Source organism: Rhodanobacter sp. G2-10 (genome assembly GCF_055809185.1).
The window spans coordinates 1069423-1089763 of sequence record NZ_CM147900.1 but is presented as its reverse complement, the minus strand read 5'-3'; the positions used below and the strand labels follow the sequence as shown (position 1 = coordinate 1089763).

The following is a 20341-nucleotide window of genomic DNA, read 5'->3' as shown; positions in this document are numbered from 1 at the left end:
CGCCACTCCCAGACTTTGAACATCCTTTCGCTGCATCAACTACGGCGAAGATTGCTTTTCTTTAGCAGACTCTCGTACTGGTGACTGACCAGATGCGCCTGGATCTGCGCCGTGAAGTCCATCACCACCACCACCACGATCAGCAACGACGTGCCACCGAAATAGAACGGCACATGCCAGGCCTGCTGCATGAACGATGGCACCAGGCAGACCATCACCAGGTAGATCGCGCCTACGGCAGTAAGACGAGTCATTACCGCGTCGATGTAGCTGGCCGTCGCCTTGCCCGGGCGAATACCCGGAATCAGCGCACCTGAACGCTTCAGGTTGTCGGCCGTTTCATCGGCGTTGAACACGATGGCGGTGTAGAAGAACGCAAACCCGATCACCATCACCGAAAACAGAATTTCATACAGCGGATTGCCGGGGCTCAACGACTGGGTCAGATCCTGCACCCAGCGCGACTGATGACCGGTGCTGAACCAGCTGACCGCCGTCGCCGGGAACATCAGCAGACTGGAGGCGAAGATCGGCGGGATCACGCCCGACATGTTGATCTTCAGCGGCAGGTTCGAGCTCTGGTTCTGGTAGGCCTTCTGCCCTCCCGAACGCCTCGCGTAGTTCACGGTGATGCGCCGCTGCGCACGCTCCACGAACACCACGAATGCGGTCACTGCCAGCACCAGGCCAAACACCATCAACAGCATGATCAGCGACAACTCACCATTGTTGGCCATGCCCAGCGTGTGCACCACCGCGCCAGGCAAGCCCGCCACGATACCCGCGAAGATCAGCAGCGAAATGCCATTGCCGATACCACGCTCGGTCATCTGCTCGCCGAGCCACATCAGGAACATGGTGCCCGCGGTGAGGCCCACCACCGAGGAGAATACGAAGCCGAATCCTGGCGTGTACACCACCGGCGCACCGCCAGCGGCAACCTGCCCCTGCAACGCCACCGCGATGCCGAACGACTGGAACGCCGCCAGCAGCACCGTCGCGTAGCGGGTATACATGGTCATCTTGCGCTTGCCAGCCTCGCCTTCCTTGCGCAGGGCCTGCAGGCTTGGCACCACCGAGCCCATCATCTGGAACACGATGGATGCCGAGATGTACGGAATCACGCCCAGCGCGAATACCGAGAAGCGTTCCAGCGCACCACCCGAGAACATGTTGAACATGTCCATCAGCCCGTTGCCATTGACCAGATTGGTCATGGCTTCGGGATTGACGCCCGGGACCGGTATGAACGAGCCGAGACGAAACACCATCAAGGCACCGACCACGAAGAGGATGCGCTGACGAAGCTCGGTCAGCTTGCCCAGTTTGCCCAGCGCATTGCCTTTGGCTGCTGCCACCCGATTACTCCAAGCTACCGCCGGCCGCCTCGATGGCAGCCCTGGCGCCGGCCGTAGCCAACAGACCCGACAGCTTCACCGCGCGACCGATTTCGCCCTTCAGGACGACCTTGACCTTCTTGGCGCGGCTGTCGATCAGGCCTGCCTGATGCAGCGCAACAACGTCGATCACGTCACCCTTGAGGTTGGCCAGCTGATACAGGAACACTTCCTGGCTCTGGGCCTTCATCTTCGAACGGAAGCCGACCTTGGGCAGGCGACGGTTCAGCGGCATCTGGCCGCCCTCGAAACCGAACTTGTGCGTACCGCCGGCACGGGCATGCTGACCCTTGTGGCCGCGGCCGGCAGTCTTGCCCATGCCCGAACCGATACCGCGACCCACGCGCAGGCGCGTCTTGTGCGAACCGGCAGCCGGCTTGATGTCATTCAGACGCATGATGATTACTCCTCGACCCGGACAAGGTAGTAGACCGTATTGATCAGGCCACGCACTTGCGGGCTGTCCTTCAATTCGCGGACATCGTTGATTTTGCCCAGACCCAGCGCCTTCACGCTGAGCCGGTGGCGCGCCTGCACGCCGCGCAGGCCCTTGACCAGGCGCACACGCACGGTGGCTGCGGATTCTTTCTTACTGGCCATTGCCGAGCACCTCTTCCACGGTCTTGCCACGCTTGGCGGCGATCTTCTTGGGCGAGGCAACCGCCTGCAGACCCTTGATGGTGGCACGCACCAGATTGATCGGGTTGCGCGAACCGACTGCCTTGGCCAGCACGTTCTTCACACCCACCACTTCCAGCACGGCACGCATGGCGCCGCCGGCAATCACGCCGGTACCTTCGGAAGCTGGCTGCATGTAGACGCGGGCGGCGCCATGGTTGGCCTTGATGGCGTACCACAACGTGCCGTTGTTCAGCTCGACATCCACCATTTGGCGGCGGGCACGCTCCATCGCCTTGGAGATGGCGACCGGCACTTCACGCGCCTTGCCATAGCCGAAGCCGACCTTGCCCTCGCCGTCACCGACCACGGTCAGCGCGGTGAAACTCATCTGGCGGCCACCCTTGACGGTCTTGGCCACCCGGTTGACGGCAATCAGCTTCTCGAGCAGGCCGTCTGAATTTTCGCGATCGTTAGAAGACATGTTCTATTCCATGTGCCCAGCGAACCGGGACTTTGCTTGCGGCTTGGCCGCTTGGAGTTGTAGGTGTCGCATCGGGCGGCTGTGCCGCCCATCGGCCAGAATCGACCGATCCTGCATCAGAACTTCAGACCCGCTTCACGAGCCGCCTCGGCCAGGGCCTTGATGCGACCGTGGTAGCGGAAACCGGAGCGATCGAACGCTACCGACTCAATCCCTGCTGCCATCGCACGCTCGGCCACGGCCTTGCCCACTGCCGATGCGGCGGCGAGGTTCTTGGTGCCCTTCAGGCCTTCGGCCACGGACTTCTGCACGGTGGAGGCCGCCGCCACCACGTTCCGGCCGGAAGCGTCGAATACCTGCGCATACAGGTGCTGACCGGTGCGATGCACCGACAACCGTGCCACCGCCAGCTTGCGGATGTGGCTGCGCGTGGACTTGGCGCGACGCAGGCGATTTTCGTTCTTGTTCATCAATAGTTCCTCGGAAAGCGGATCGACTTGGAGCTGCTGTTGTCTGCTTCTTTTTGAGAGTCTGGCCAGCGATGGCCAGTCCGTCGTGCAGTGACAGCGCCTTTAAGCCTTCTTGGCTTCCTTCATCGTGATCTTCTCGCCGGCATAACGCACACCCTTGCCCTTGTAGGGTTCCGGTGGGCGGAAACCGCGAATCTTGGCAGCAACCTGCCCTACGACCTGCTTGTCGACGCCCTTGATGACCACCTCGGTCTGCGTCGGGGTCTCGATGCTGATGCCCTCGGGCGCGTCGAACACCACCGGATGGGAAAAGCCCAGGCTGAGGTTCAACGACTTGCCCTGCATCGAGGCACGGTAGCCGACGCCAACCAGCTCGAGCTTGCGCTCGTAGCCGGTGGAGACACCGGTGACCATGTTGGAGAGCAGCGCACGCGCGGTACCGCCGAACATGTCGTCAGCGCCATCCTCAAGACTGATGGTCGCAACACCGTTGTCCACGGCAATGCTGACGCCCGGCAGGTGGTGCACGGACAGCGTACCCTTCGGACCCTTGACGGAGATGGCGTCGCTGGCGACGTTCATCTCGACGCCCTTGGGCAGGGAAATGGGTTGTTTGGCAACTCGTGACATCGTCAGACTCCTTATGCCACTTGGCCGATGACTTCGCCGCCCAGACCCTTGGCACGGGCTTGGGCGTCGGTCAGCAGACCAGCGGAAGTCGAGATGATCGAAATACCAAGGCCACCCAGCACCTTGGGCAGCTCGTCCTTGCCGCGATACACGCGCAGGCCGGAACGGCTGACGCGGCCAATACGCTCGATCGCGGGCTGGCCATCAAAGTACTTGAGCTTGATCTCGAGCACCGGCTTGCCTCCCTCGGAGGAAGCCATGGCGTCGAGAATGTAGCCCTCGTTCTTGAGAAGGTTGGCAATCGCCACCTTGAGTTTCGACGACGGCATACGCACGGTCGGCTTGCCCATGGCCTGGGCATTGCGAACGCGCGTGAACAGATCGGCGATGGGATCAGTCATGCTCATGAAAACATCCTTCAGAGTGCACCGATATCCGAGAAAACCGGAAATCAATCAAATTGTGAGCCAACATCACGTTGGCCTGCTTTGCGCAGACCGCCGACTATATCAGCTATTTCCCGCTTTTTCGAGTCTCGATGCGATAGTCGCATCAGCGGCACCGGACATGGGCCGCCGGATGAACCGGCACGGCGCACGACGCGCCCCACCGATCCGTATTTCTGGAATTACCAGCTTGCCTTGCGCAGACCCGGCACGTCGCCGCGCATGGTCGCTTCACGCAGCTTGTTGCGGCCCAGGCCAAACTTGGCGTAGACGGCACGCGGACGACCGGTCAGCGCGCAGCGCGTGGTCAAACGCACGGGGCTGGCGTCGCGCGGCAACTTCTGCAAGCTCGCCTGCGCTGCCATCTTCTCGTCATAGGAGGCCGTCGTGCTGAGCACGATCGCCTTCAGTTCGGCACGCTTGGTCGCGTACTTCTGGATGAGTTTCGCCCGCTTGATATCGCGGTTCACCATTGATTTCTTGGCCATGGATCTCGCCTATCAGTTGCGGAAGGGGAAGCTGAAGGCCGACAACAAGGCTTTCGCTTCTTCATCGGTCTTGGCGGTGGTCGTGATGGAGATATCCATGCCGCGCAGCGCATCCACCTGATCGAAATCGATCTCGGGGAAGATGATCTGCTCCTTCACGCCGAAATTGTAGTTGCCACGGCCGTCGAAAGCCTTGGCAGACACGCCACGGAAATCGCGCACGCGCGGCAGCGAGATGTTGATCAGGCGATCAAGGAACTCCCACATCTGGGCACGGCGCAAGGTCACCTTGCAACCGATTGGCCAGCCGTCACGGATCTTGAACGAGGCCACGGAGACACGTGCCTTGGTCGTGATCGGCTTCTGGCCCGCGATCTTGGCCATGTCGGCCACCGCGTTCTCGAGCACCTTCTTGTTGCCCGCGGCTTCGCCGACACCCATGTTGAGGGTGATCTTGGTGATACGGGGAACCTGCATCACGTTCTTGTAGCCGAACTGCTCGGTGAGCTTGGCGACTACCTGGTCTTTGTAGAATTTTTCGAGGCGGATCATGATCGTGATTCCTTACGCGTCCACGACCTCGCCATTCGAACGGAACACGCGGACCTTGCGCCCATCTTCGAGCGTTTTGGAACCGACGCGATCACCCTTGTTCGTGGCGGGGTTGAACAGCTGTACATTGGAGAGATGGATCGAGGCCTCACGCTCGACGATGCCGCCAGCCTGGTTGGCCTGCGGATTCGGCTTGGTGTGACGCTTGACCAGGTTCACGTTGGAGACGAACACGCGATCGCCTGCAACACGCAGCACGTCACCGCGCTGACCCTTGTTCTTGCCGGTGATCACGAGGACCTGATCACCCTTGCGGATACGATTCATTGTCTTGACTCCGCTTCAGAGCACTTCGGGCGCGAGCGAGACGATCTTCATGAACTTCTCGTTGCGCAGCTCGCGGGTAACCGGCCCGAAGATACGGGTACCGATCGGCTCGAGCTTGTTGTTGAGGAGCACCGCTGCATTGCCGTCGAAACGGATCAGCGAGCCATCGGAACGGCGCACGCCCTTGGCGGTACGAACCACCACGGCGTTGTAGACCTCGCCCTTCTTCACCTTGCCACGGGGAATGGCATCTTTCACGGTGACCTTGATCACGTCACCGATCGAGGCATAACGGCGCTTGGAACCGCCGAGCACCTTGATGCACATCACTTCCTTGGCACCGCTGTTGTCCGCTGCGGAAAGCGTGCTTTGCATCTGGATCATGGCTGCACCCTCCCTTTAGACGTTGGCGCGCGTGATGATTTCAACCACGCGGTGATGTTTGGTCTTGGACAACGGACGGCATTCGGCGATGCGCACGAGGTCACCCTCGTTGGCACCCATGTCGTCCTGCGCATGCAACTTGGTGGAACGACGGATGATCTTGCCCAGCAGCCAATGCTGTTCCTGGCGCTCGACCAGCACGGTCACCGTCTTGTCCATCTTGTTGCTGGTAACGCGACCCTCGAGGGTGCGTGCCTTCTTCTGATTTTCGCTCATGTCGGCCGTCCCTTACTTCTTGCTGCCGAGCACGAATTTCGTGCGGGCGATGTCACGCCGAACGCGGCGAAGCTGGTGCGGCTGGGTGAGCTGGCCGGAACCCTTTTGCATGCGCAGGTTGAACTGCTCCTTGCGCAGGTCCAGCAGATTCTGCTGCAGCTCTTCGGCCGACTGGTTCTTGATATCTTTGGTGGCCATCACATCACCGCCCTGGTCACGAACTGGGTCTGCACCGACAACTTGGCGGCGGCCAGGCGGAACGCCTCGCGTGCCGTCGTCTCGTCGACGCCCTCGATTTCATAGAGCATGCGGCCGGGCTGGATCGGCGCGACCCAGAACTCGACACTGCCCTTGCCCGCGCCCATGCGGACTTCGATCGGCTTCTTGGTGATCGGCTTGTCGGGGAACACGCGGATCCACAACTTGCCGCCACGCTTCACGAAGCGGGTGATGCAACGACGGGCCGCCTCGATCTGGCGCGCGGTCAGCGCGCCATGTGTGGTTGCCTTCAGGCCGAACTCGCCAAAGCTGACGAGATTGGAGCACTGGGCCAGACCATCGTTACGGCCTTTGAACTGCTTGCGGTATTTGGTTCGCTTGGGTTGCAACATGGCAACTCTCCTTACTTCGCAGACCGCTCGCGGCGGCCGTCACCGGCCTCGCGACGCGAATCATTACGACGACCTTCGCCACGCGGCTTCGGTGACTCGTCTTTCGACTCCTCGTTGACAGCAGCCAGGTCGAAGATTTCACCCTTGTAGACCCACACCTTGATGCCAATGATGCCGTAGGTGGTCTTCGCCTCGGCGGTACCGTAGTCGATGTCGGCACGCAACGTGTGCAGCGGTACGCGACCCTCGCGGCTCCACTCGGAACGCGCGATCTCGGCGCCGTTCAGACGACCGGACACGTTGATCTTGATGCCCAGCGCGCCCAGACGCATGGCGTTGCCGACCGAACGCTTCATCGCGCGGCGGAACATGATGCGGCGCTCCAGCTGCTGCGCGATCGACTCGGCCACCAGCTGCGCGTCCAGCTCGGGCTTGCGCACTTCATTGACATTGATGTGCGTGGGAACGCCCATCATGTCGCTGACTTCCTTGCGCAGCTTCTCGATATCCTCGCCCTTCTTGCCGATCACCACGCCCGGGCGGGCGGTGTGGATCGTCACGCGTGCGGTCTTGGCCGGACGCTCGATCTGGATTTTCGAGATGCCGGCGGCGGCCAGCTTCTTCTTCAGCATCTCGCGGACCTTGATGTCGGCCACGAGGTACTTGGCGTAATCGCCCTTGTTGGCGAACCACTTCGCGTTCCAGTCCTTGGCAATGCCGAGGCGGATACCGGTGGGATGAACTTTATGACCCATCGTCTATATCCTCAGTCAGTTGCCGACAACCACAGTGATGTGGCTGGTGCGTTTCAGGATGCGCGAACCGCGGCCCTTGGCCCGGGCATACATGCGCTTCATCGCCGGACCTTCGTCGACGAAGATGCTGGAAACCTTCAGCTCGTCAACGTCGGCACCGAGGTTGTTCTCGGCGTTGGCGACGGCCGACAGCAGCACCTTGCGAACCAGGTGTGCGGCCTTCTTGTTGGTATAGGTGAGCACGTCGCTGGCCCGGCCCACGGGAAGCCCGCGGACGAGATCAGCCACCAGGCGTGCCTTTTGCGCCGAAATGCGGGCGCCGCGCAGGATCGCTTTGGCTTCAGTGCTCATCACTTGCCCTTCTTGTCGCCGACATGGCCTTTGAACGTGCGGGTCACCGCGAACTCGCCGAGCTTGTGCCCGACCATGTTCTCGTTGATCAGGACAGGCACGTGCTGGCGACCGTTATGGATGGCGATGGTCAAGCCGACCATTTCCGGCAGGATCATCGAGCGGCGCGACCAGGTCTTGATCGGACGCTTGTTGTTGGCGGAAACCGCAGCTTCCACCTTCTTGACGAGGTGAAGGTCGACGAACGGACCTTTCTTCAAAGAGCGAGGCATGTCGGCTTCCTGTTACTTGGTACGACGACGCACGATGAACTGCTGCGTGCGCTTGTTGTTACGGGTCTTGTAACCCTTGGCCGGCGTGCCCCACGGGCTGACCGGATGACGACCACCGGAGGTCTTGCCTTCACCACCACCATGCGGATGGTCGACCGGGTTCATCACCACACCGCGAACGGTCGGGCGAATACCCATCCAGCGCTTGGCGCCGGCCTTGCCGAGCTTCTTCAGGCTGTGCTCGCCATTGCCCACTTCACCGATGGTGGCGCGGCAATCGACCGAGACGCGGCGCATCTCGCCGGAGCGCAGACGCAGCGTGGCGTAACCGGACTCGCGAGCCACCAGCTGCACCGAGGCGCCCGCGCTGCGGGCGATCTGCGCGCCCTTGCCGGGACGCAGCTCGACGCAGTGGATCGTGCTGCCCATCGGGATGTTGCGCAGCTGCAGGCAGTTTCCGGCCTTGATCGGCGCCTCGCGGCCCGAGACCAGGCGATCGTCCACCTGCACGCCCTTCGGCGCGATGATGTAACGACGTTCGCCGTCGGCATAGCACAACAGGGCGATGTGCGCGGTGCGGTTCGGATCGTATTCGATACGCTCGACACGGGCGGCAATGCCTTCCTTGTCGCGCTTGAAGTCGATGATGCGATAGTGCTGCTTGTGACCGCCGCCGCGATGACGCGTGGTGATGCGGCCGTGATGGTTGCGACCGCCAGTGCGGGACTGCGCTTCGGTCAACGGTGCGTACGGCGCGCCCTTGTGCAGGCCTTCCGTGCGTACGCTGACTGCGTCGCGACGACCTGGCGAGGTCGGCTTGTGGTTGATTAGTGCCATTTCACAGAACTCCTGGCTCAGGCCTTGGCGGACACGTCGATGGACTGGCCATCGGCAAGACGCACGTAGGCCTTGCGCTTGCCCTGGCGGCTGCCAGCGCGGAAACGGAAGGACTTGACCTTGCCCTTGGTGTTGACGAGGTTGACCTGCTCGACCTTGACGTCGAACAAACCTTCCACGGCAGCACGGACATCGGCCTTGGTCGCGGTGGGGGCGACCAGGAATACGTACTGATTGTGCTCGGCCAGACGCGCCGACTTCTCGGAAATATGCGGCGCGCGCAGCGTGTCGAGAATGCGTTCGTTGTTCATGCCAGCCACTCCTCGATCTTCTTCACCGCATCGACCGTGACCACGACGTGATCGGAACCGACGAGGCTGACGGGGTTCAGACCCATCACGTCCAGCACGTGGATATAGGGAATATTCCGGGCGGCCAGGAACACCGACTCGGACGCATCCTCGGACACCAGCAGCACGCGACCGGAAACCTCCAGCTCGGCCAGCTTGGCGACCATCGCCTTGGTCTTCGGAGTATCCACACCGAAGCTGTCGACGACCTTCAAGCGCCCCTGCCGAACCAGCTCGGAAAAAATCGAGCGGATTGCGACACGATAGGCCTTGCGGTTGACCTTCTGCTCGTAGCTGCGCGGCTTGGCAGCGAAAGTGCGACCGCCACCGACAAAAATCGGAGCACGGTAATCACCGTGGCGGGCGCCACCGCCCTTCTGCTTCTTGAACTTCTTGGTCGTACCGGACATCTCGCCGCGGGACAGCTGCGACTGGGTACCGGCGCGGCCGGCCGCCTGGTAGGCGATCACGACCTGATGGACCAGGGCCTTCTTGTACTCACCGCCGAACACGTCGTCCGATACGTTGAGTGGCTTGGCGCCAATGACATTGAGTTCCATGGCGTCTCTCCTCAGCTCTTCGTCGTCGGGCGGATGATGACGTCGCCACCGGTGGCACCGGGGACCGCACCCTTCACCGCGATCAGGTGACGCTCGGCGTCGACCTTGACCACTTCCAGACCCTGCTGCGTGCGATTGACCGCACCCATGTGGCCGGCCATCTTCTTGCCGGGGAACACGCGGCCCGGCGTCTGACGCTGACCGATGGAGCCCGGCGCGCGATGCGACAGCGAGTTACCGTGGGTGGCGTCACCCATCTTGAAGTTCCAGCGCTTGATCGTGCCCTGGAAACCCTTGCCCTTCGACACGCCAGCCACGTCGACAATCTGTCCGGCGGTGAACACGTCGTCGGCCTTGATTTCGGCGCCCACTTCGTACTTGGCCAGATCCTCGGCAGCCACGCGGAACTCCCACAGGCCGCGACCCGGTTCAACCTTGGCCTTCGCGTAATGACCCTTCAGCGGCTGCGTCAGCAGGTTCGCGCGCTTGCTGCCCGCGGAAACCTGGACGGCGCTGTAGCCATCGTTGTCGTCCGTCTTCACCTGGGTCACGCGATTCGGCGTCGCTTCAATCAGCGTCACCGGAATCGAGCTGCCATCTTCAGTGAAGAGCCGGCTCATGCCGCATTTGCGGCCAACCAATCCGATACTCATCTTCGTATCCTGTCTGTCGCTCAACCGAGCTTGATCTGAACATCGACGCCAGCGGCGAGATCGAGCTTCATGAGCGCGTCCACGGTCTTGTCGTTCGGGTCGACGATGTCGAGTACACGCTTGTGCGTACGGGTCTCGTACTGGTCGCGTGCATCCTTGTCGACGTGCGGCGACGTCAGAATGGTGTAACGCTCGATCTTGGTCGGGAGCGGAATCGGACCGAGTACCGTGGCACCCGTGCGCTTTGCCGTCTCGACGATCTCGCTGGCCGAGCGGTCGATCAGTCGGTGATCGTATGCCTTCAGCCGAATGCGAATCTTCTGGTTCGCCATAACCGTGTCCTGTTGTCGAAAGAACGTAATGTGAAACGAAGCGGCTTCTCACCGCCTCGCACTACCTGTTGTCGCCATACCCGGAGCCGTCAAGAATCCACGGCCCGTAGTGAAAAGCCCAGGCGAGCATGTTTCGGCTCGTCTGGACTGAAATCCCTGTCACGCAGAAAACGCAATCAGCAGGGCGCACCCTGTGACGACGTTGACTTGCGAGGACCGCTCCGCGGTCAGCGAACTCGAAGCACTTCCTGCGCCTCATTTCGCGGTAGGTCGACCCCGGCCAGAGCCAGGACCAACAAGTGAGCTGCGAAGTATACCGGTAAAAATCAGCTTGGGGAAGTAGTTCGGTAACCGAACTGCCGCCAAATCTCCGAATACCTCACCAATGCCGGAGTTGGGAATGGAGAATCGGGAATGGTGCCGACCAAAAGCGCATGACGCTGCGTCTTTACGACTCCCGATTCCCGATTCCCGATTTCCGGCTTGTTACTTGATGACCTTGGCCACCACGCCGGCGCCGACGGTGCGGCCGCCTTCGCGGATGGCGAAACGCAGGCCTTCGTCCATCGCGATCGGATGGATCAGGCTCACCGCCATCTTCACGTTGTCGCCCGGCATCACCATTTCCACGCCTTCCGGCAGGGTCACCGCACCGGTCACGTCGGTGGTGCGGAAGTAGAACTGCGGACGATAGCCCTTGAAGAACGGCGTATGACGGCCACCCTCGTCCTTCGACAGCACATACACCTCGGCCTCGAAGTCGGTGTGCGGGGTGATCGTGCCCGGCTTGGCCAGCACCTGGCCGCGCTCCACGTCGTCACGCTTCAGGCCGCGCAGCAGCAGACCGGCGTTGTCGCCCGCCTGACCCTGGTCCAGCAGCTTGCGGAACATCTCCACGCCGGTGACCGTGGTCTTCTGCGTGTCGCGGATGCCGATCACTTCGATTTCGTCGCCGACCTTGATGATGCCGCGCTCGATACGACCGGTCACCACCGTGCCGCGGCCCGAGATCGAGAACACGTCTTCCACCGGCATCAGGAACGGCTTGTCCACGGTGCGCACCGGCTCCGGGATGTACGTGTCCAGCGCTTCCACCAGCTTGATGATCGACGGCACGCCGATCTCGCTCTGGTCGCCTTCCAGCGCCTTCAGCGCCGAACCGTGCACGATCGGGGTGTCGTCGCCCGGGAAGTCGTACTTCGACAGCAGTTCACGCACTTCCATCTCGACCAGCTCGAGCAGCTCGGCGTCGTCCACCATGTCCGCCTTGTTCAGGTAGACCACGATGTACGGCACGCCGACCTGACGGCTCAGCAGGATGTGCTCGCGCGTCTGCGGCATCGGGCCGTCCGCGGCCGAGCACACCAGGATCGCGCCGTCCATCTGCGCCGCGCCGGTGATCATGTTCTTCACATAGTCGGCATGGCCCGGGCAGTCGACGTGCGCGTAGTGACGCGTCGGCGACTCGTATTCGACGTGCGAGGTCGAGATCGTGATACCGCGCGCCTTCTCTTCCGGCGCACGATCGATCGCGCTGTAGTCCTTGAACTCACCGCCAAAACGCTCTGCACCCACCTTCGTCAGCGCGGCCGTCAGCGTCGTCTTGCCGTGATCCACGTGACCAATCGTGCCGACGTTGACGTGCGGCTTGGTGCGTTCGAATTTACCCTTTGCCATGACTTGATACCTCTAGATATAACCAATCGTCAGCGCGGCGTCGGCCGCTGGTTTGAATGTTCGCGATCGCCTTGATCGCACTGTACTTGTCGGAAAAGCGTGACTACCGCAGCCCTTTCCATTTCGCATCCCTGGGGATCGCGAACAGATCAGGCCTTTTTCATGACCTGCTCGGCGATGTTGTTCGGCGCCTCGGCGTAGTGATCGAACTCCATCGTGAACGTGGCACGCCCCTGGGTCAGCGAGCGGATCGTGGTGGCATAGCCGAACATTTCACCCAGCGGGACCATCGCATCGATGGTCTTGCCCGACGGCGTATCGTCCTGACCCTGCAGCAGGCCGCGACGACGACTCATGTCGCCCATCACGTCACCCACATACTCTTCGGGTGTCACCACCTCGATCTTCATGATCGGCTCGAGCAGCACCGGGTCCGCCTTGTTGAAGCCCTGCTTGAACGCCATCGAGGCAGCGAGCTTGAACGCCATTTCGGACGAGTCGACGTCGTGGTACGAACCGAACACCAGTTTCACCTTGACGCCCACGACCGGGAAACCGGCCAGCGGACCGCTGGTGATGGTCTCGCGCAAGCCCTTTTCGACGGAAGGAATGAATTCCTTCGGAATCACGCCGCCGGTGATGTCGTTGATGAACAGGAAGTCGTCCTTGATCAGGGCAGCGATCTTCTCGTCGGCACGATCCTCGGCCGTGATCGGAGAAAGCTCGATCACGACATGACCGTACTGTCCCTTGCCGCCAGACTGCTTGGCATGCTTGTAATCAGACTTCACGTCATTCGCGCGAATCGTCTCGCGATAAGCCACCTGCGGCTTGCCGACATTCGCCTCGACATTGAATTCGCGGCGCATGCGGTCGACCAGGATGTCCAGGTGCAACTCGCCCATGCCGGAAATGATGGTCTGGCCGGACTCCTCGTCGGTACGCACGCGGAACGACGGATCCTCTGCAGCCAGACGGCCCAGCGCGATACCCATCTTCTCCTGGTCCGACTTGGTCTTCGGCTCCACCGCCATCGAGATCACCGGCTCGGGGAAAACCATCCGCTCCAGCGTGATGATGTGGTCCTGCGCGCACAGCGTGTCGCCAGTGGTCACGTCCTTCAGGCCGACCGCCGCAGCGATGTCGCCGGCGCGCACTTCCTTCAGTTCGTGGCGCTCGTTCGCATGCATCTGCAGGATACGGCCAATGCGCTCCTTCTTGCTCTTAACCGGGTTGTACACGGCATCACCCGAGTTCAGCGTACCCGAGTAGACCCGGAAGAACGTCAGCGAACCCACGAACGGATCGGTCATGATCTTGAACGCCAGCGCCGAGAACGGCGCGGCATCCTGGGCCGGGCGAGTGGCCGCCTGCTCGTTTTCGTCGATGCCACTCACCGGCGGGCGATCGGCCGGCGACGGCAGCAACTCCACCACGCCGTCGAGCATGGCCTGGACGCCCTTGTTCTTGAACGCGGTACCGCAGAACACAGGAATGATCTCGTTGGCCAGCGTGCGCTGCCGCAACCCGGCGATGATCTCTTCCGTGCTCAACTCGCCGCCTTCGAGATACTTGTTCATCAGCTCTTCGGTGGCTTCCGCAGCGGACTCCACCATGAAGGCGCGCGCCTCGACCGCCTGGTCGACCAGCTCAGCCGGAATATCCTTGAGCTCGAACTTCATGCCCTGGGTTTCCATGTCCCAGCTGATGGCCTTCATCCGCAGCAAGTCGATCACGCCATCGAAGTTGTCTTCCGCACCGATCGGCACCTGCATCGGCACCGGATGCGCGCCGAGGCGGCTCTTGAGCTGGCTGACCACCTTGTCGAAGTTCGCGCCAGTGCGGTCCATCTTGTTGACGAAGGCCAGGCGCGGCACCTTGTACTTGTTGGCCTGGCGCCAGACCGTCTCCGACTGCGGCTGCACGCCACCGACCGCGCAGAGCACGAACACGGCGCCGTCGAGCACGCGCAGCGAACGCTCCACTTCGATCGTGAAGTCGACGTGTCCGGGAGTATCGATGATGTTGAAGCGATGCTGCGACATGGAGCCATCCATGCCCTTCCAGAACGCCGTGGTCGCAGCCGAGGTGATCGTGATGCCACGCTCCTGCTCCTGCTCCATCCAGTCCATCGTGGCGGCACCATCATGCACTTCGCCAATCTTGTGGCTGACGCCGGTGTAAAACAGGATGCGCTCGGTGGTGGTGGTCTTGCCGGCATCGATGTGGGCCATGATGCCGAAGTTGCGATAGCGCTCGAGAGGAGTGGTGCGTGCCATGGGTGTTTACCTTTGCCGGGCTGCCTGCCCTGTTTCAGCGCAGCCGTCCGGGCCGCGGATCCTGTTGGGACGTCAGACACGAATGCCTGACTTGTTGTTCAACGTCGCTGGGGGCGCCTGAACCAAGAACAGTCCGGCGTCAGCACGGACCGATGGCGCACCGTCACCATGGACGGCACGCACGACGACACGTGCTTACCAGCGATAGTGCGAGAAGGCCTTGTTGGCTTCGGCCATGCGATGCGTTTCCTCACGCTTCTTGGCAGCACCACCGCGGCTTTCGGAAGCCTCCAGCAGTTCGGCGGCCAGCTTGCGTGGCATCGATGTCTCGCCACGCTTGCGGGCGGCATCGATGACCCAGCGCATCGCCAGCGCCATGCGGCGGCCCGGACGAACCTCGACTGGAACCTGGTAGGTGGCACCACCCACGCGACGGGACTTCACCTCGACCGCCGGAGCAATGTTGTTCAGTGCCTTCTCGACCAGAACCACCGGCTCGGCATTCTTTTCGCCGATGTGCTGCAGCGCACCGTAGACGATGCTCTCGGCCACGGACTTCTTGCCGCTCTTCATCACCATGTTGATGAAGCGGGCGATCAGCTGGCTGCCATGCTTGGGGTCTGGCAAGACCAGACGGGCGGGATGTGAACCTTTACGCGACATGTTTTTTGTCCGTTGTTTTTTGCGGACATCCCTGTCCGCACGAAAGGCAGCCATCGTGGCCGCCACATGAATTCGCGGAGTCCCTATCCGCCTGGAATGCGACCTTCCTGGCCGCCCATTTTAAATAAGTTACTTCTTCGGACGCTTGGCGCCGTACTTCGAACGCGACTGGCGACGCTTGGTCACGCCGGCGCAATCGAGGCTGCCGCGCACGGTGTGGTAACGCACGCCGGGGAGATCCTTGACGCGACCGCCGCGGATCAGCACCACCGAGTGCTCCTGCAGGTTGTGGCCTTCACCACCGATGTAGCTGATGACCTCGAAACCGTTGGTCAGGCGCACCTTGGCGACCTTGCGCAGGGCCGAGTTCGGCTTCTTCGGGGTGGTGGTGTACACACGGGTGCAAACACCGCGACGCTGGGGGCTGCCCTCAAGCGCCGGCGAACCGCTTTGGTAGGTCTTTGGGCTGCGCGATTTGCGCACCAACTGATTGACTGTCGTCATGCGTAGCTGTTCCTGAAAACATAAAGGCAGCCCGATCAAGCTCGGTCTGCCAAGAAGCGGGAATTTAACATGAGCAGCCCGCCATAGGCAAGCTAGAACTCCGCCGTCCATGACCCGAACACGAGGTGCGTCCATGCACCTCTTTTCGTATGTCAGCGAATACAACCCGGAACGGGCTTATTCGACACCATCATCAGCGCCTACCGTTACCTCGGCAACCGAAGCTGCGGGGGTGGATCCGGAAAGCGTTTCCAGCTCGGTATCGGTCAAACCGCCCTGGCGACGACGCGATGCGTGGTATGCCAAGCCTGTACCGGCGGGAATCAGACGGCCGACGATAACATTTTCCTTCAGGCCACGCAAGGTATCGCGGGTGCCACGAACCGCCGCCTCGGTAAGCACGCGGGTGGTTTCCTGGAACGAAGCCGCCGAGATGAACGACTCGGTGGCCAGCGATGCCTTGGTGATGCCCAGCAGGATCGACTGGTACTCGGCCGGACGCTCGCCCTTGGCTTCCGCACGGTCGTTCTCGCCATTGATCCGCACGCGCTCGATCTGCTCGCCGCGCAGGTAATGGCTGTCGCCCGGCTCGACGATCTCGACCTTGCGCAGCATCTGGCGAATGATCGCCTCGATGTGCTTGTCGTTGATCTTCACGCCCTGCAGGCGATAGACGTCCTGGATCTCCTTGACCAGGTAGGAAGCCAGCGGCTCCACGCCCAGCAGGCGCAGGATGTCATGCGGACTCGGCTCGCCGTCGACCACGGTTTCGCCCTTCTCCACATGCTCGCCCTCGAACACGATGACCTGACGCCACTTCGGAATCAGCTCCTCGTGCTCGTTGCCATCGACGTCCTTGATGATCAGGCGCTGCTTGCCCTTGGTGTCCTTGCCGAAGCTGACGATACCCGAACGCTCGGCAAGGATCGCCGGCTCCTTCGGCTTGCGCGCCTCGAACAGATCGGCCACGCGCGGCAGACCACCGGTGATGTCGCGAGTCTTCGACGATTCCTGCGGGATACGGGCAACCACATCGCCCACGCCCACTTCGGCGCCATTCTGGATCGACACGATGGCACCGGCCGGCAGGAAGTACTGGGCAGCGATATCGGTACCCGGCAGTTTCAGTTCGCGGCCCTTGGCGTCTTCCAGACGCACGATCGGGCGCAGATCCTTCGCTTGCGTACCACGACGCTTCGGATCGGTGACCACCGCCGACTCCAGGCCGGTCAGCTCGTCGGTCTGACTCTGCACGGTGACGCCATCGAGGAAGTCGATGAAGCGCACCACGCCGGCCACCTCGGTGACGATCGGATGGGTATGCGGGTCCCAGTTCGCCACGGTCTGGCCCGGCTTCACCGCCGCGCCGTCCTTGACCGCGATCGAGGCGCCGTACGGCACCTTGTAGCGCTCGCGCTCGCGACCGCTGGCGTCGATCACGCTGAGTTCGCCCGAGCGTGACACCGCCACCAGGTGGCCCGACTTGTGCTGCACCGACTTCAGGTTGTTGTACTTCAGCGAACCAGTCGTCTTCACCGTCACGTTGTCCACCGCAGCGGCACGCGACGCGGCACCACCGATATGGAAGGTGCGCATGGTCAGCTGGGTACCCGGCTCACCGATCGACTGCGCAGCCACCACGCCCACGGCCTCGCCCATGTTGACCAGGTGGCCACGGGCCAGATCGCGGCCGTAGCAGAGCTTGCACACGCCATGCTCGGCTTCGCAGGTGATCGGCGAACGCACCTTGATCAACTGCACACCGGCCTTGTCCAGCTTTTCGACCAGCGCCTCGTTGAGCAGAGTGTCGCGAACCACGATCGGTTCATCGTCATCACCGGGGGCGTATACGTCCTCGACCACCACGCGACCCAGCACGCGCTCGCGCAACGGCTCGACCACGTCACCACCCTCGACGATCGGCTGCATGGTGATGCCGCTCTCGGTGCCGCAATCATCCATGGTCACGACCACGTCCTGCGCCACGTCGACGAGACGACGGGTCAGGTAACCGGAGTTGGCGGTCTTCAATGCCGTATCGGCCAGGCCCTTTCGAGCACCGTGGGTCGAGTTGAAGTACTGCAGCACGTTCAGGCCTTCGCGGAAGTTGGCCTTGATCGGGGTCTCGATGATCGAGCCGTCCGGACGGGCCATCAGGCCGCGCATGCCGGCCAGCTGACGAATCTGCGCCACGGAACCACGCGCGCCGGAGTCCGCCATGATGTACAGCGAATTCATCGACTTCTGGCTGACCATCTTGCCGTCGGCATCTTTGACCTGCTCGGTGCCGATGCCGTCGATCATGGCCTTGGCGACCAGCTCGCTGGTGCGCGACCAGATATCGACGACCTTGTTGTAACGCTCGCCGGCGGTCACCAGGCCCGACTGGTATTGCTGCTGGATCTCGACGACTTCCTTCTCGGCGTCGTCCAGGATCGGCTTCTTCTCGGCCGGGATCAGCATGTCGTCGATACCGATCGAGATACCGGAACGGGTCGCGTAGCGGTAGCCGGTGTACATCAGCTGATCGGCAAACACGACCGTGTCCTTCAGACCCAGCAGGCGATAGCTGGAGTTGATCAGGCGCGAGATGTTCTTCTTGGTCAGCTCGGTATTGGCCAGTTCGAACGGCAGGCCCTCCGGCAGGATCTCGGCCAGCAGCGCGCGACCCACCGTCGTGTCGACAATCTTGGTCTCGTGGGTGCGGCTACCGTCTTCGGCAATGTGCACCAGCTTCAGGCGCACCTTGACCTTGGCGTGCAACTCCACCACGCGGTTGTCGTAGGCACGACGTGCTTCGCCAATGCCGGAGAACACCATGCCGGAGCCCTTGGCGTTGATCAGCTCGCGGGTCAGGTAATACAGGCCCAGCACCACGTCCTGGGTCGGCACGATGATCGGCTCGCCGTTGGCAGGCGACAGGATGTTGTTGGTCGACATCATCAAGGTGCGCGCTTCCAGCTGCGCCTCGATCGACAGCGGCACATGGACGGCCATCTGGTCGCCGTCGAAGTCGGCGTTGAACGCGGTACACACCAGCGGATGCAGCTGGATGGCCTTGCCTTCGATCAGCTTCGGCTCGAACGCCTGGATACCCAGACGATGCAGGGTCGGCGCACGGTTGAGCATCACCGGATGTTCGCGGATCACCTCTTCCAGGATGTCCCAGACCTGGGCTTCCTCGCGCTCGACCAGCTTCTTCGCCGCCTTGATGGTGGTGGCTTCGCCACGCGCCTGCAGCTTGGCGAAGATGAACGGCTTGAACAGCTCCAGCGCCATCTTCTTGGGCAGACCGCACTGGTGCAGGCGCAGGGTCGGACCGACCACGATCACCGAACGACCGGAGTAGTCGACGCGCTTGCCCAGCAGGTTCTGGCGGAAGCGGCCCTGCTTGCCCTTGATCATGTCGGCGAGCGACTTCAGCGCACGCTTGTTGGTGCCGGTGATGGCGCGGCCGCGACGGCCGTTGTCCAGCAGCGCATCGACCGACTCCTGCAGCATGCGCTTCTCGTTGCGCACGATGATGTCCGGCGCATTGAGCTCGAGCAGGCGCTTGAGGCGGTTGTTGCGGTTGATGACGCGACGGTACAGATCGTTCAGATCGGAGGTGGCGAAACGGCCACCATCCAGCGGCACCAGCGGACGCAGGTCCGGCGGCAGCACTGGCAGCACGGTCAGCACCATCCATTCCGGCTTGTTGCCGGATTCGATGAACGCTTCGATCAGCTTGACCCGCTTGGTCAGACGCTTGAGCTTGGTTTCCGAGCCGGTCGAGCCGATTTCTTCCTTCAGGCGAATCACTTCACCCGGCAGGTCGATCGCACGCAACAGGTGGAACACGGCCTCGGCGCCCATGCGGGCATCGAACTCGTCGCCGTGCTCTTCGGTGGCTTCCAGGTACTGGTCTTCGCTGAGCAGCTGGCCGCGCTCCAGCGCGGTCATGCCCGGATCGATCACCACGAAGGCCTCGAAGTACAGGATGCGCTCGATGTCGCGAAGGGTCATGTCCAGCATCAGGCCAATGCGCGAGGGCAGCGACTTGAGGAACCAGATGTGCGCGGTCGGGCTGGCCAGCTCGATGTGGCCCATGCGCTCGCGGCGCACCTTGGCCAGCGTCACTTCCGTGCCGCACTTCTCGCACACGACGCCGCGGTGCTTCATGCGCTTGTACTTGCCGCACAGGCACTCGTAGTCCTTCACCGGTCCGAAGATCGCGGCGCAGAACAGACCGTCACGCTCGGGCTTGAAGGTGCGGTAGTTGATCGTCTCCGGCTTCTTCACTTCGCCGAACGACCACGAGCGGATCAGCTCCGGCGAGGCCAGCGCGATCTTGATCGCGTCGAAGTCCGGCGTGGCGCGTTGCTGATTGAAAAGATTGAGAAGGTCTTTCATTTGAATCTCCGGTCGGAGCAAATTCTTGGGTCG

The 20341-nt window shown here is 62.1% G+C and carries 27 protein-coding genes; all 27 read right to left on the bottom strand.

From position 1 onward, the window contains the following. Positions 1-35 precede the first annotated feature (35 nt). Complete coding sequence (gene secY / locus AC0L58_RS04890; RefSeq protein ID WP_473687227.1) at positions 36-1358, bottom strand: preprotein translocase subunit SecY; 1323 nt, start codon at positions 1356-1358, stop codon at positions 36-38. A 4-nt stretch (positions 1359-1362) separates the two neighbouring features. Next, positions 1363-1800 (bottom strand): 50S ribosomal protein L15, encoded by a 438-nt coding sequence (gene rplO / locus AC0L58_RS04885; RefSeq protein ID WP_473688580.1) that lies wholly within the window; start codon positions 1798-1800, stop codon positions 1363-1365. Further along, positions 1800-1997, bottom strand: coding sequence for a 50S ribosomal protein L30 (rpmD, locus tag AC0L58_RS04880; protein ID WP_473687225.1), 198 nt, complete (start codon positions 1995-1997; stop codon positions 1800-1802). Before rpmD ends, rplO begins: the two co-directional genes overlap by 1 nt. Beyond that, a complete protein-coding gene (rpsE, locus tag AC0L58_RS04875; protein WP_473687223.1) occupies positions 1987-2499 on the bottom strand; it encodes a 30S ribosomal protein S5 in 513 nt (170 codons plus the stop codon). The genes rpmD and rpsE overlap by 11 nt, the downstream gene beginning before the upstream one ends. Before the next feature lie 116 nt (positions 2500-2615). Further along, on the bottom strand, positions 2616-2969 hold the full coding sequence (gene rplR, locus AC0L58_RS04870; protein ID WP_473687221.1) for a 50S ribosomal protein L18: 354 nt from the start codon (positions 2967-2969) through the stop codon (positions 2616-2618). A 102-nt stretch (positions 2970-3071) separates the two neighbouring features. After that, positions 3072-3599 carry a 50S ribosomal protein L6 gene (rplF, locus tag AC0L58_RS04865; protein WP_473687219.1) on the bottom strand — a complete coding sequence of 176 codons (528 nt, stop codon included), beginning with the start codon at positions 3597-3599 and terminating at the stop codon, positions 3072-3074. Between the two features lie 11 nt (positions 3600-3610). After that, positions 3611-4006, bottom strand: coding sequence for a 30S ribosomal protein S8 (gene rpsH / locus AC0L58_RS04860; protein WP_473687217.1), 396 nt, complete (start codon positions 4004-4006; stop codon positions 3611-3613). A gap of 221 nt (positions 4007-4227) precedes the next feature. Next, positions 4228-4533 (bottom strand): 30S ribosomal protein S14, encoded by a 306-nt coding sequence (gene rpsN / locus AC0L58_RS04855; protein ID WP_473687215.1) that lies wholly within the window; start codon positions 4531-4533, stop codon positions 4228-4230. A 12-nt stretch (positions 4534-4545) separates the two neighbouring features. After that, entirely contained in the window at positions 4546-5088 is a 543-nt protein-coding gene (rplE, locus tag AC0L58_RS04850) for a 50S ribosomal protein L5 (RefSeq protein WP_473688578.1), read from the bottom strand. A 9-nt stretch (positions 5089-5097) separates the two neighbouring features. Further along, positions 5098-5412, bottom strand: coding sequence for a 50S ribosomal protein L24 (gene rplX, locus AC0L58_RS04845; RefSeq protein WP_473687213.1), 315 nt, complete (start codon positions 5410-5412; stop codon positions 5098-5100). A gap of 15 nt (positions 5413-5427) precedes the next feature. Beyond that, positions 5428-5796: a 50S ribosomal protein L14 gene (rplN, locus tag AC0L58_RS04840; RefSeq protein WP_473687211.1), complete on the bottom strand. Its 369-nt coding sequence runs from the start codon at positions 5794-5796 to the stop codon at positions 5428-5430. Between the two features lie 15 nt (positions 5797-5811). Continuing rightward, positions 5812-6072 carry a 30S ribosomal protein S17 gene (rpsQ, locus tag AC0L58_RS04835; RefSeq protein ID WP_473687209.1) on the bottom strand — a complete coding sequence of 87 codons (261 nt, stop codon included), beginning with the start codon at positions 6070-6072 and terminating at the stop codon, positions 5812-5814. A 12-nt stretch (positions 6073-6084) separates the two neighbouring features. Then, positions 6085-6270 carry a 50S ribosomal protein L29 gene (rpmC, locus tag AC0L58_RS04830; RefSeq protein WP_473687207.1) on the bottom strand — a complete coding sequence of 62 codons (186 nt, stop codon included), beginning with the start codon at positions 6268-6270 and terminating at the stop codon, positions 6085-6087. After that, entirely contained in the window at positions 6270-6683 is a 414-nt protein-coding gene (rplP, locus tag AC0L58_RS04825) for a 50S ribosomal protein L16 (RefSeq protein WP_473687205.1), read from the bottom strand. The genes rpmC and rplP overlap by 1 nt, the downstream gene beginning before the upstream one ends. Positions 6684-6694: 11 nt before the next feature. Next, a complete protein-coding gene (gene rpsC, locus AC0L58_RS04820) occupies positions 6695-7438 on the bottom strand; it encodes a 30S ribosomal protein S3 (protein WP_473687203.1) in 744 nt (247 codons plus the stop codon). A gap of 15 nt (positions 7439-7453) precedes the next feature. Then, positions 7454-7789: a 50S ribosomal protein L22 gene (gene rplV, locus AC0L58_RS04815; RefSeq protein ID WP_007082179.1), complete on the bottom strand. Its 336-nt coding sequence runs from the start codon at positions 7787-7789 to the stop codon at positions 7454-7456. Beyond that, positions 7789-8061, bottom strand: coding sequence for a 30S ribosomal protein S19 (gene rpsS / locus AC0L58_RS04810; protein WP_007082178.1), 273 nt, complete (start codon positions 8059-8061; stop codon positions 7789-7791). Before rpsS ends, rplV begins: the two co-directional genes overlap by 1 nt. A 12-nt stretch (positions 8062-8073) precedes the next feature. Further along, positions 8074-8898 (bottom strand): 50S ribosomal protein L2, encoded by an 825-nt coding sequence (gene rplB / locus AC0L58_RS04805; protein WP_473687200.1) that lies wholly within the window; start codon positions 8896-8898, stop codon positions 8074-8076. A 17-nt stretch (positions 8899-8915) separates the two neighbouring features. Then, positions 8916-9209, bottom strand: a complete 294-nt coding sequence (gene rplW / locus AC0L58_RS04800) for a 50S ribosomal protein L23 (RefSeq protein WP_473687198.1) — start codon at positions 9207-9209, stop codon at positions 8916-8918. Further along, a complete protein-coding gene (gene rplD / locus AC0L58_RS04795; protein ID WP_473687196.1) occupies positions 9206-9808 on the bottom strand; it encodes a 50S ribosomal protein L4 in 603 nt (200 codons plus the stop codon). The genes rplW and rplD overlap by 4 nt, the downstream gene beginning before the upstream one ends. Positions 9809-9819: 11 nt before the next feature. Next, positions 9820-10461, bottom strand: a complete 642-nt coding sequence (rplC, locus tag AC0L58_RS04790) for a 50S ribosomal protein L3 (RefSeq protein ID WP_473687194.1) — start codon at positions 10459-10461, stop codon at positions 9820-9822. A gap of 20 nt (positions 10462-10481) precedes the next feature. Beyond that, positions 10482-10793 (bottom strand): 30S ribosomal protein S10, encoded by a 312-nt coding sequence (gene rpsJ, locus AC0L58_RS04785; protein ID WP_007082173.1) that lies wholly within the window; start codon positions 10791-10793, stop codon positions 10482-10484. Positions 10794-11279: 486 nt separating this feature from the next. Further along, positions 11280-12470: an elongation factor Tu gene (gene tuf, locus AC0L58_RS04780; RefSeq protein WP_473687174.1), complete on the bottom strand. Its 1191-nt coding sequence runs from the start codon at positions 12468-12470 to the stop codon at positions 11280-11282. A gap of 149 nt (positions 12471-12619) precedes the next feature. Continuing rightward, positions 12620-14749, bottom strand: a complete 2130-nt coding sequence (fusA, locus tag AC0L58_RS04775; RefSeq protein WP_473687192.1) for an elongation factor G — start codon at positions 14747-14749, stop codon at positions 12620-12622. 195 nt (positions 14750-14944) lie between these two features. Further along, a complete protein-coding gene (gene rpsG, locus AC0L58_RS04770) occupies positions 14945-15412 on the bottom strand; it encodes a 30S ribosomal protein S7 (protein WP_473687190.1) in 468 nt (155 codons plus the stop codon). 129 nt (positions 15413-15541) lie between these two features. Further along, a complete protein-coding gene (rpsL, locus tag AC0L58_RS04765) occupies positions 15542-15916 on the bottom strand; it encodes a 30S ribosomal protein S12 (RefSeq protein ID WP_473687188.1) in 375 nt (124 codons plus the stop codon). A gap of 177 nt (positions 15917-16093) precedes the next feature. Further along, a complete protein-coding gene (rpoC, locus tag AC0L58_RS04760; RefSeq protein WP_473687186.1) occupies positions 16094-20308 on the bottom strand; it encodes a DNA-directed RNA polymerase subunit beta' in 4215 nt (1404 codons plus the stop codon). Between the last annotated feature and the right edge of the window lie 33 nt (positions 20309-20341).

Coding starts and splice junctions, on each gene's coding strand:
- rpmD (WP_473687225.1), bottom strand. CDS start 1,997: ATGGCCAGTAAGAAAGAATCCGCAGCCACCGTGCGTGTGCGCCTGGTC.
- rpsE (WP_473687223.1), bottom strand. CDS start 2,499: ATGTCTTCTAACGATCGCGAAAATTCAGACGGCCTGCTCGAGAAGCTG.
- rplR (WP_473687221.1), bottom strand. CDS start 2,969: ATGAACAAGAACGAAAATCGCCTGCGTCGCGCCAAGTCCACGCGCAGC.
- rplF (WP_473687219.1), bottom strand. CDS start 3,599: ATGTCACGAGTTGCCAAACAACCCATTTCCCTGCCCAAGGGCGTCGAG.
- rpsH (WP_473687217.1), bottom strand. CDS start 4,006: ATGAGCATGACTGATCCCATCGCCGATCTGTTCACGCGCGTTCGCAAT.
- rpsN (WP_473687215.1), bottom strand. CDS start 4,533: ATGGCCAAGAAATCAATGGTGAACCGCGATATCAAGCGGGCGAAACTC.
- rplX (WP_473687213.1), bottom strand. CDS start 5,412: ATGAATCGTATCCGCAAGGGTGATCAGGTCCTCGTGATCACCGGCAAG.
- rplN (WP_473687211.1), bottom strand. CDS start 5,796: ATGATCCAGATGCAAAGCACGCTTTCCGCAGCGGACAACAGCGGTGCC.
- rpsQ (WP_473687209.1), bottom strand. CDS start 6,072: ATGAGCGAAAATCAGAAGAAGGCACGCACCCTCGAGGGTCGCGTTACC.
- rpmC (WP_473687207.1), bottom strand. CDS start 6,270: ATGGCCACCAAAGATATCAAGAACCAGTCGGCCGAAGAGCTGCAGCAG.
- rplP (WP_473687205.1), bottom strand. CDS start 6,683: ATGTTGCAACCCAAGCGAACCAAATACCGCAAGCAGTTCAAAGGCCGT.
- rpsC (WP_473687203.1), bottom strand. CDS start 7,438: ATGGGTCATAAAGTTCATCCCACCGGTATCCGCCTCGGCATTGCCAAG.
- rplV (WP_007082179.1), bottom strand. CDS start 7,789: ATGAGCACTGAAGCCAAAGCGATCCTGCGCGGCGCCCGCATTTCGGCG.
- rpsS (WP_007082178.1), bottom strand. CDS start 8,061: ATGCCTCGCTCTTTGAAGAAAGGTCCGTTCGTCGACCTTCACCTCGTC.
- rplB (WP_473687200.1), bottom strand. CDS start 8,898: ATGGCACTAATCAACCACAAGCCGACCTCGCCAGGTCGTCGCGACGCA.
- rplW (WP_473687198.1), bottom strand. CDS start 9,209: ATGAACAACGAACGCATTCTCGACACGCTGCGCGCGCCGCATATTTCC.
- rplD (WP_473687196.1), bottom strand. CDS start 9,808: ATGGAACTCAATGTCATTGGCGCCAAGCCACTCAACGTATCGGACGAC.
- rplC (WP_473687194.1), bottom strand. CDS start 10,461: ATGAGTATCGGATTGGTTGGCCGCAAATGCGGCATGAGCCGGCTCTTC.
- rpsJ (WP_007082173.1), bottom strand. CDS start 10,793: ATGGCGAACCAGAAGATTCGCATTCGGCTGAAGGCATACGATCACCGA.
- tuf (WP_473687174.1), bottom strand. CDS start 12,470: ATGGCAAAGGGTAAATTCGAACGCACCAAGCCGCACGTCAACGTCGGC.
- fusA (WP_473687192.1), bottom strand. CDS start 14,749: ATGGCACGCACCACTCCTCTCGAGCGCTATCGCAACTTCGGCATCATG.
- rpsG (WP_473687190.1), bottom strand. CDS start 15,412: ATGTCGCGTAAAGGTTCACATCCCGCCCGTCTGGTCTTGCCAGACCCC.
- rpsL (WP_473687188.1), bottom strand. CDS start 15,916: ATGACGACAGTCAATCAGTTGGTGCGCAAATCGCGCAGCCCAAAGACC.
- rpoC (WP_473687186.1), bottom strand. CDS start 20,308: ATGAAAGACCTTCTCAATCTTTTCAATCAGCAACGCGCCACGCCGGAC.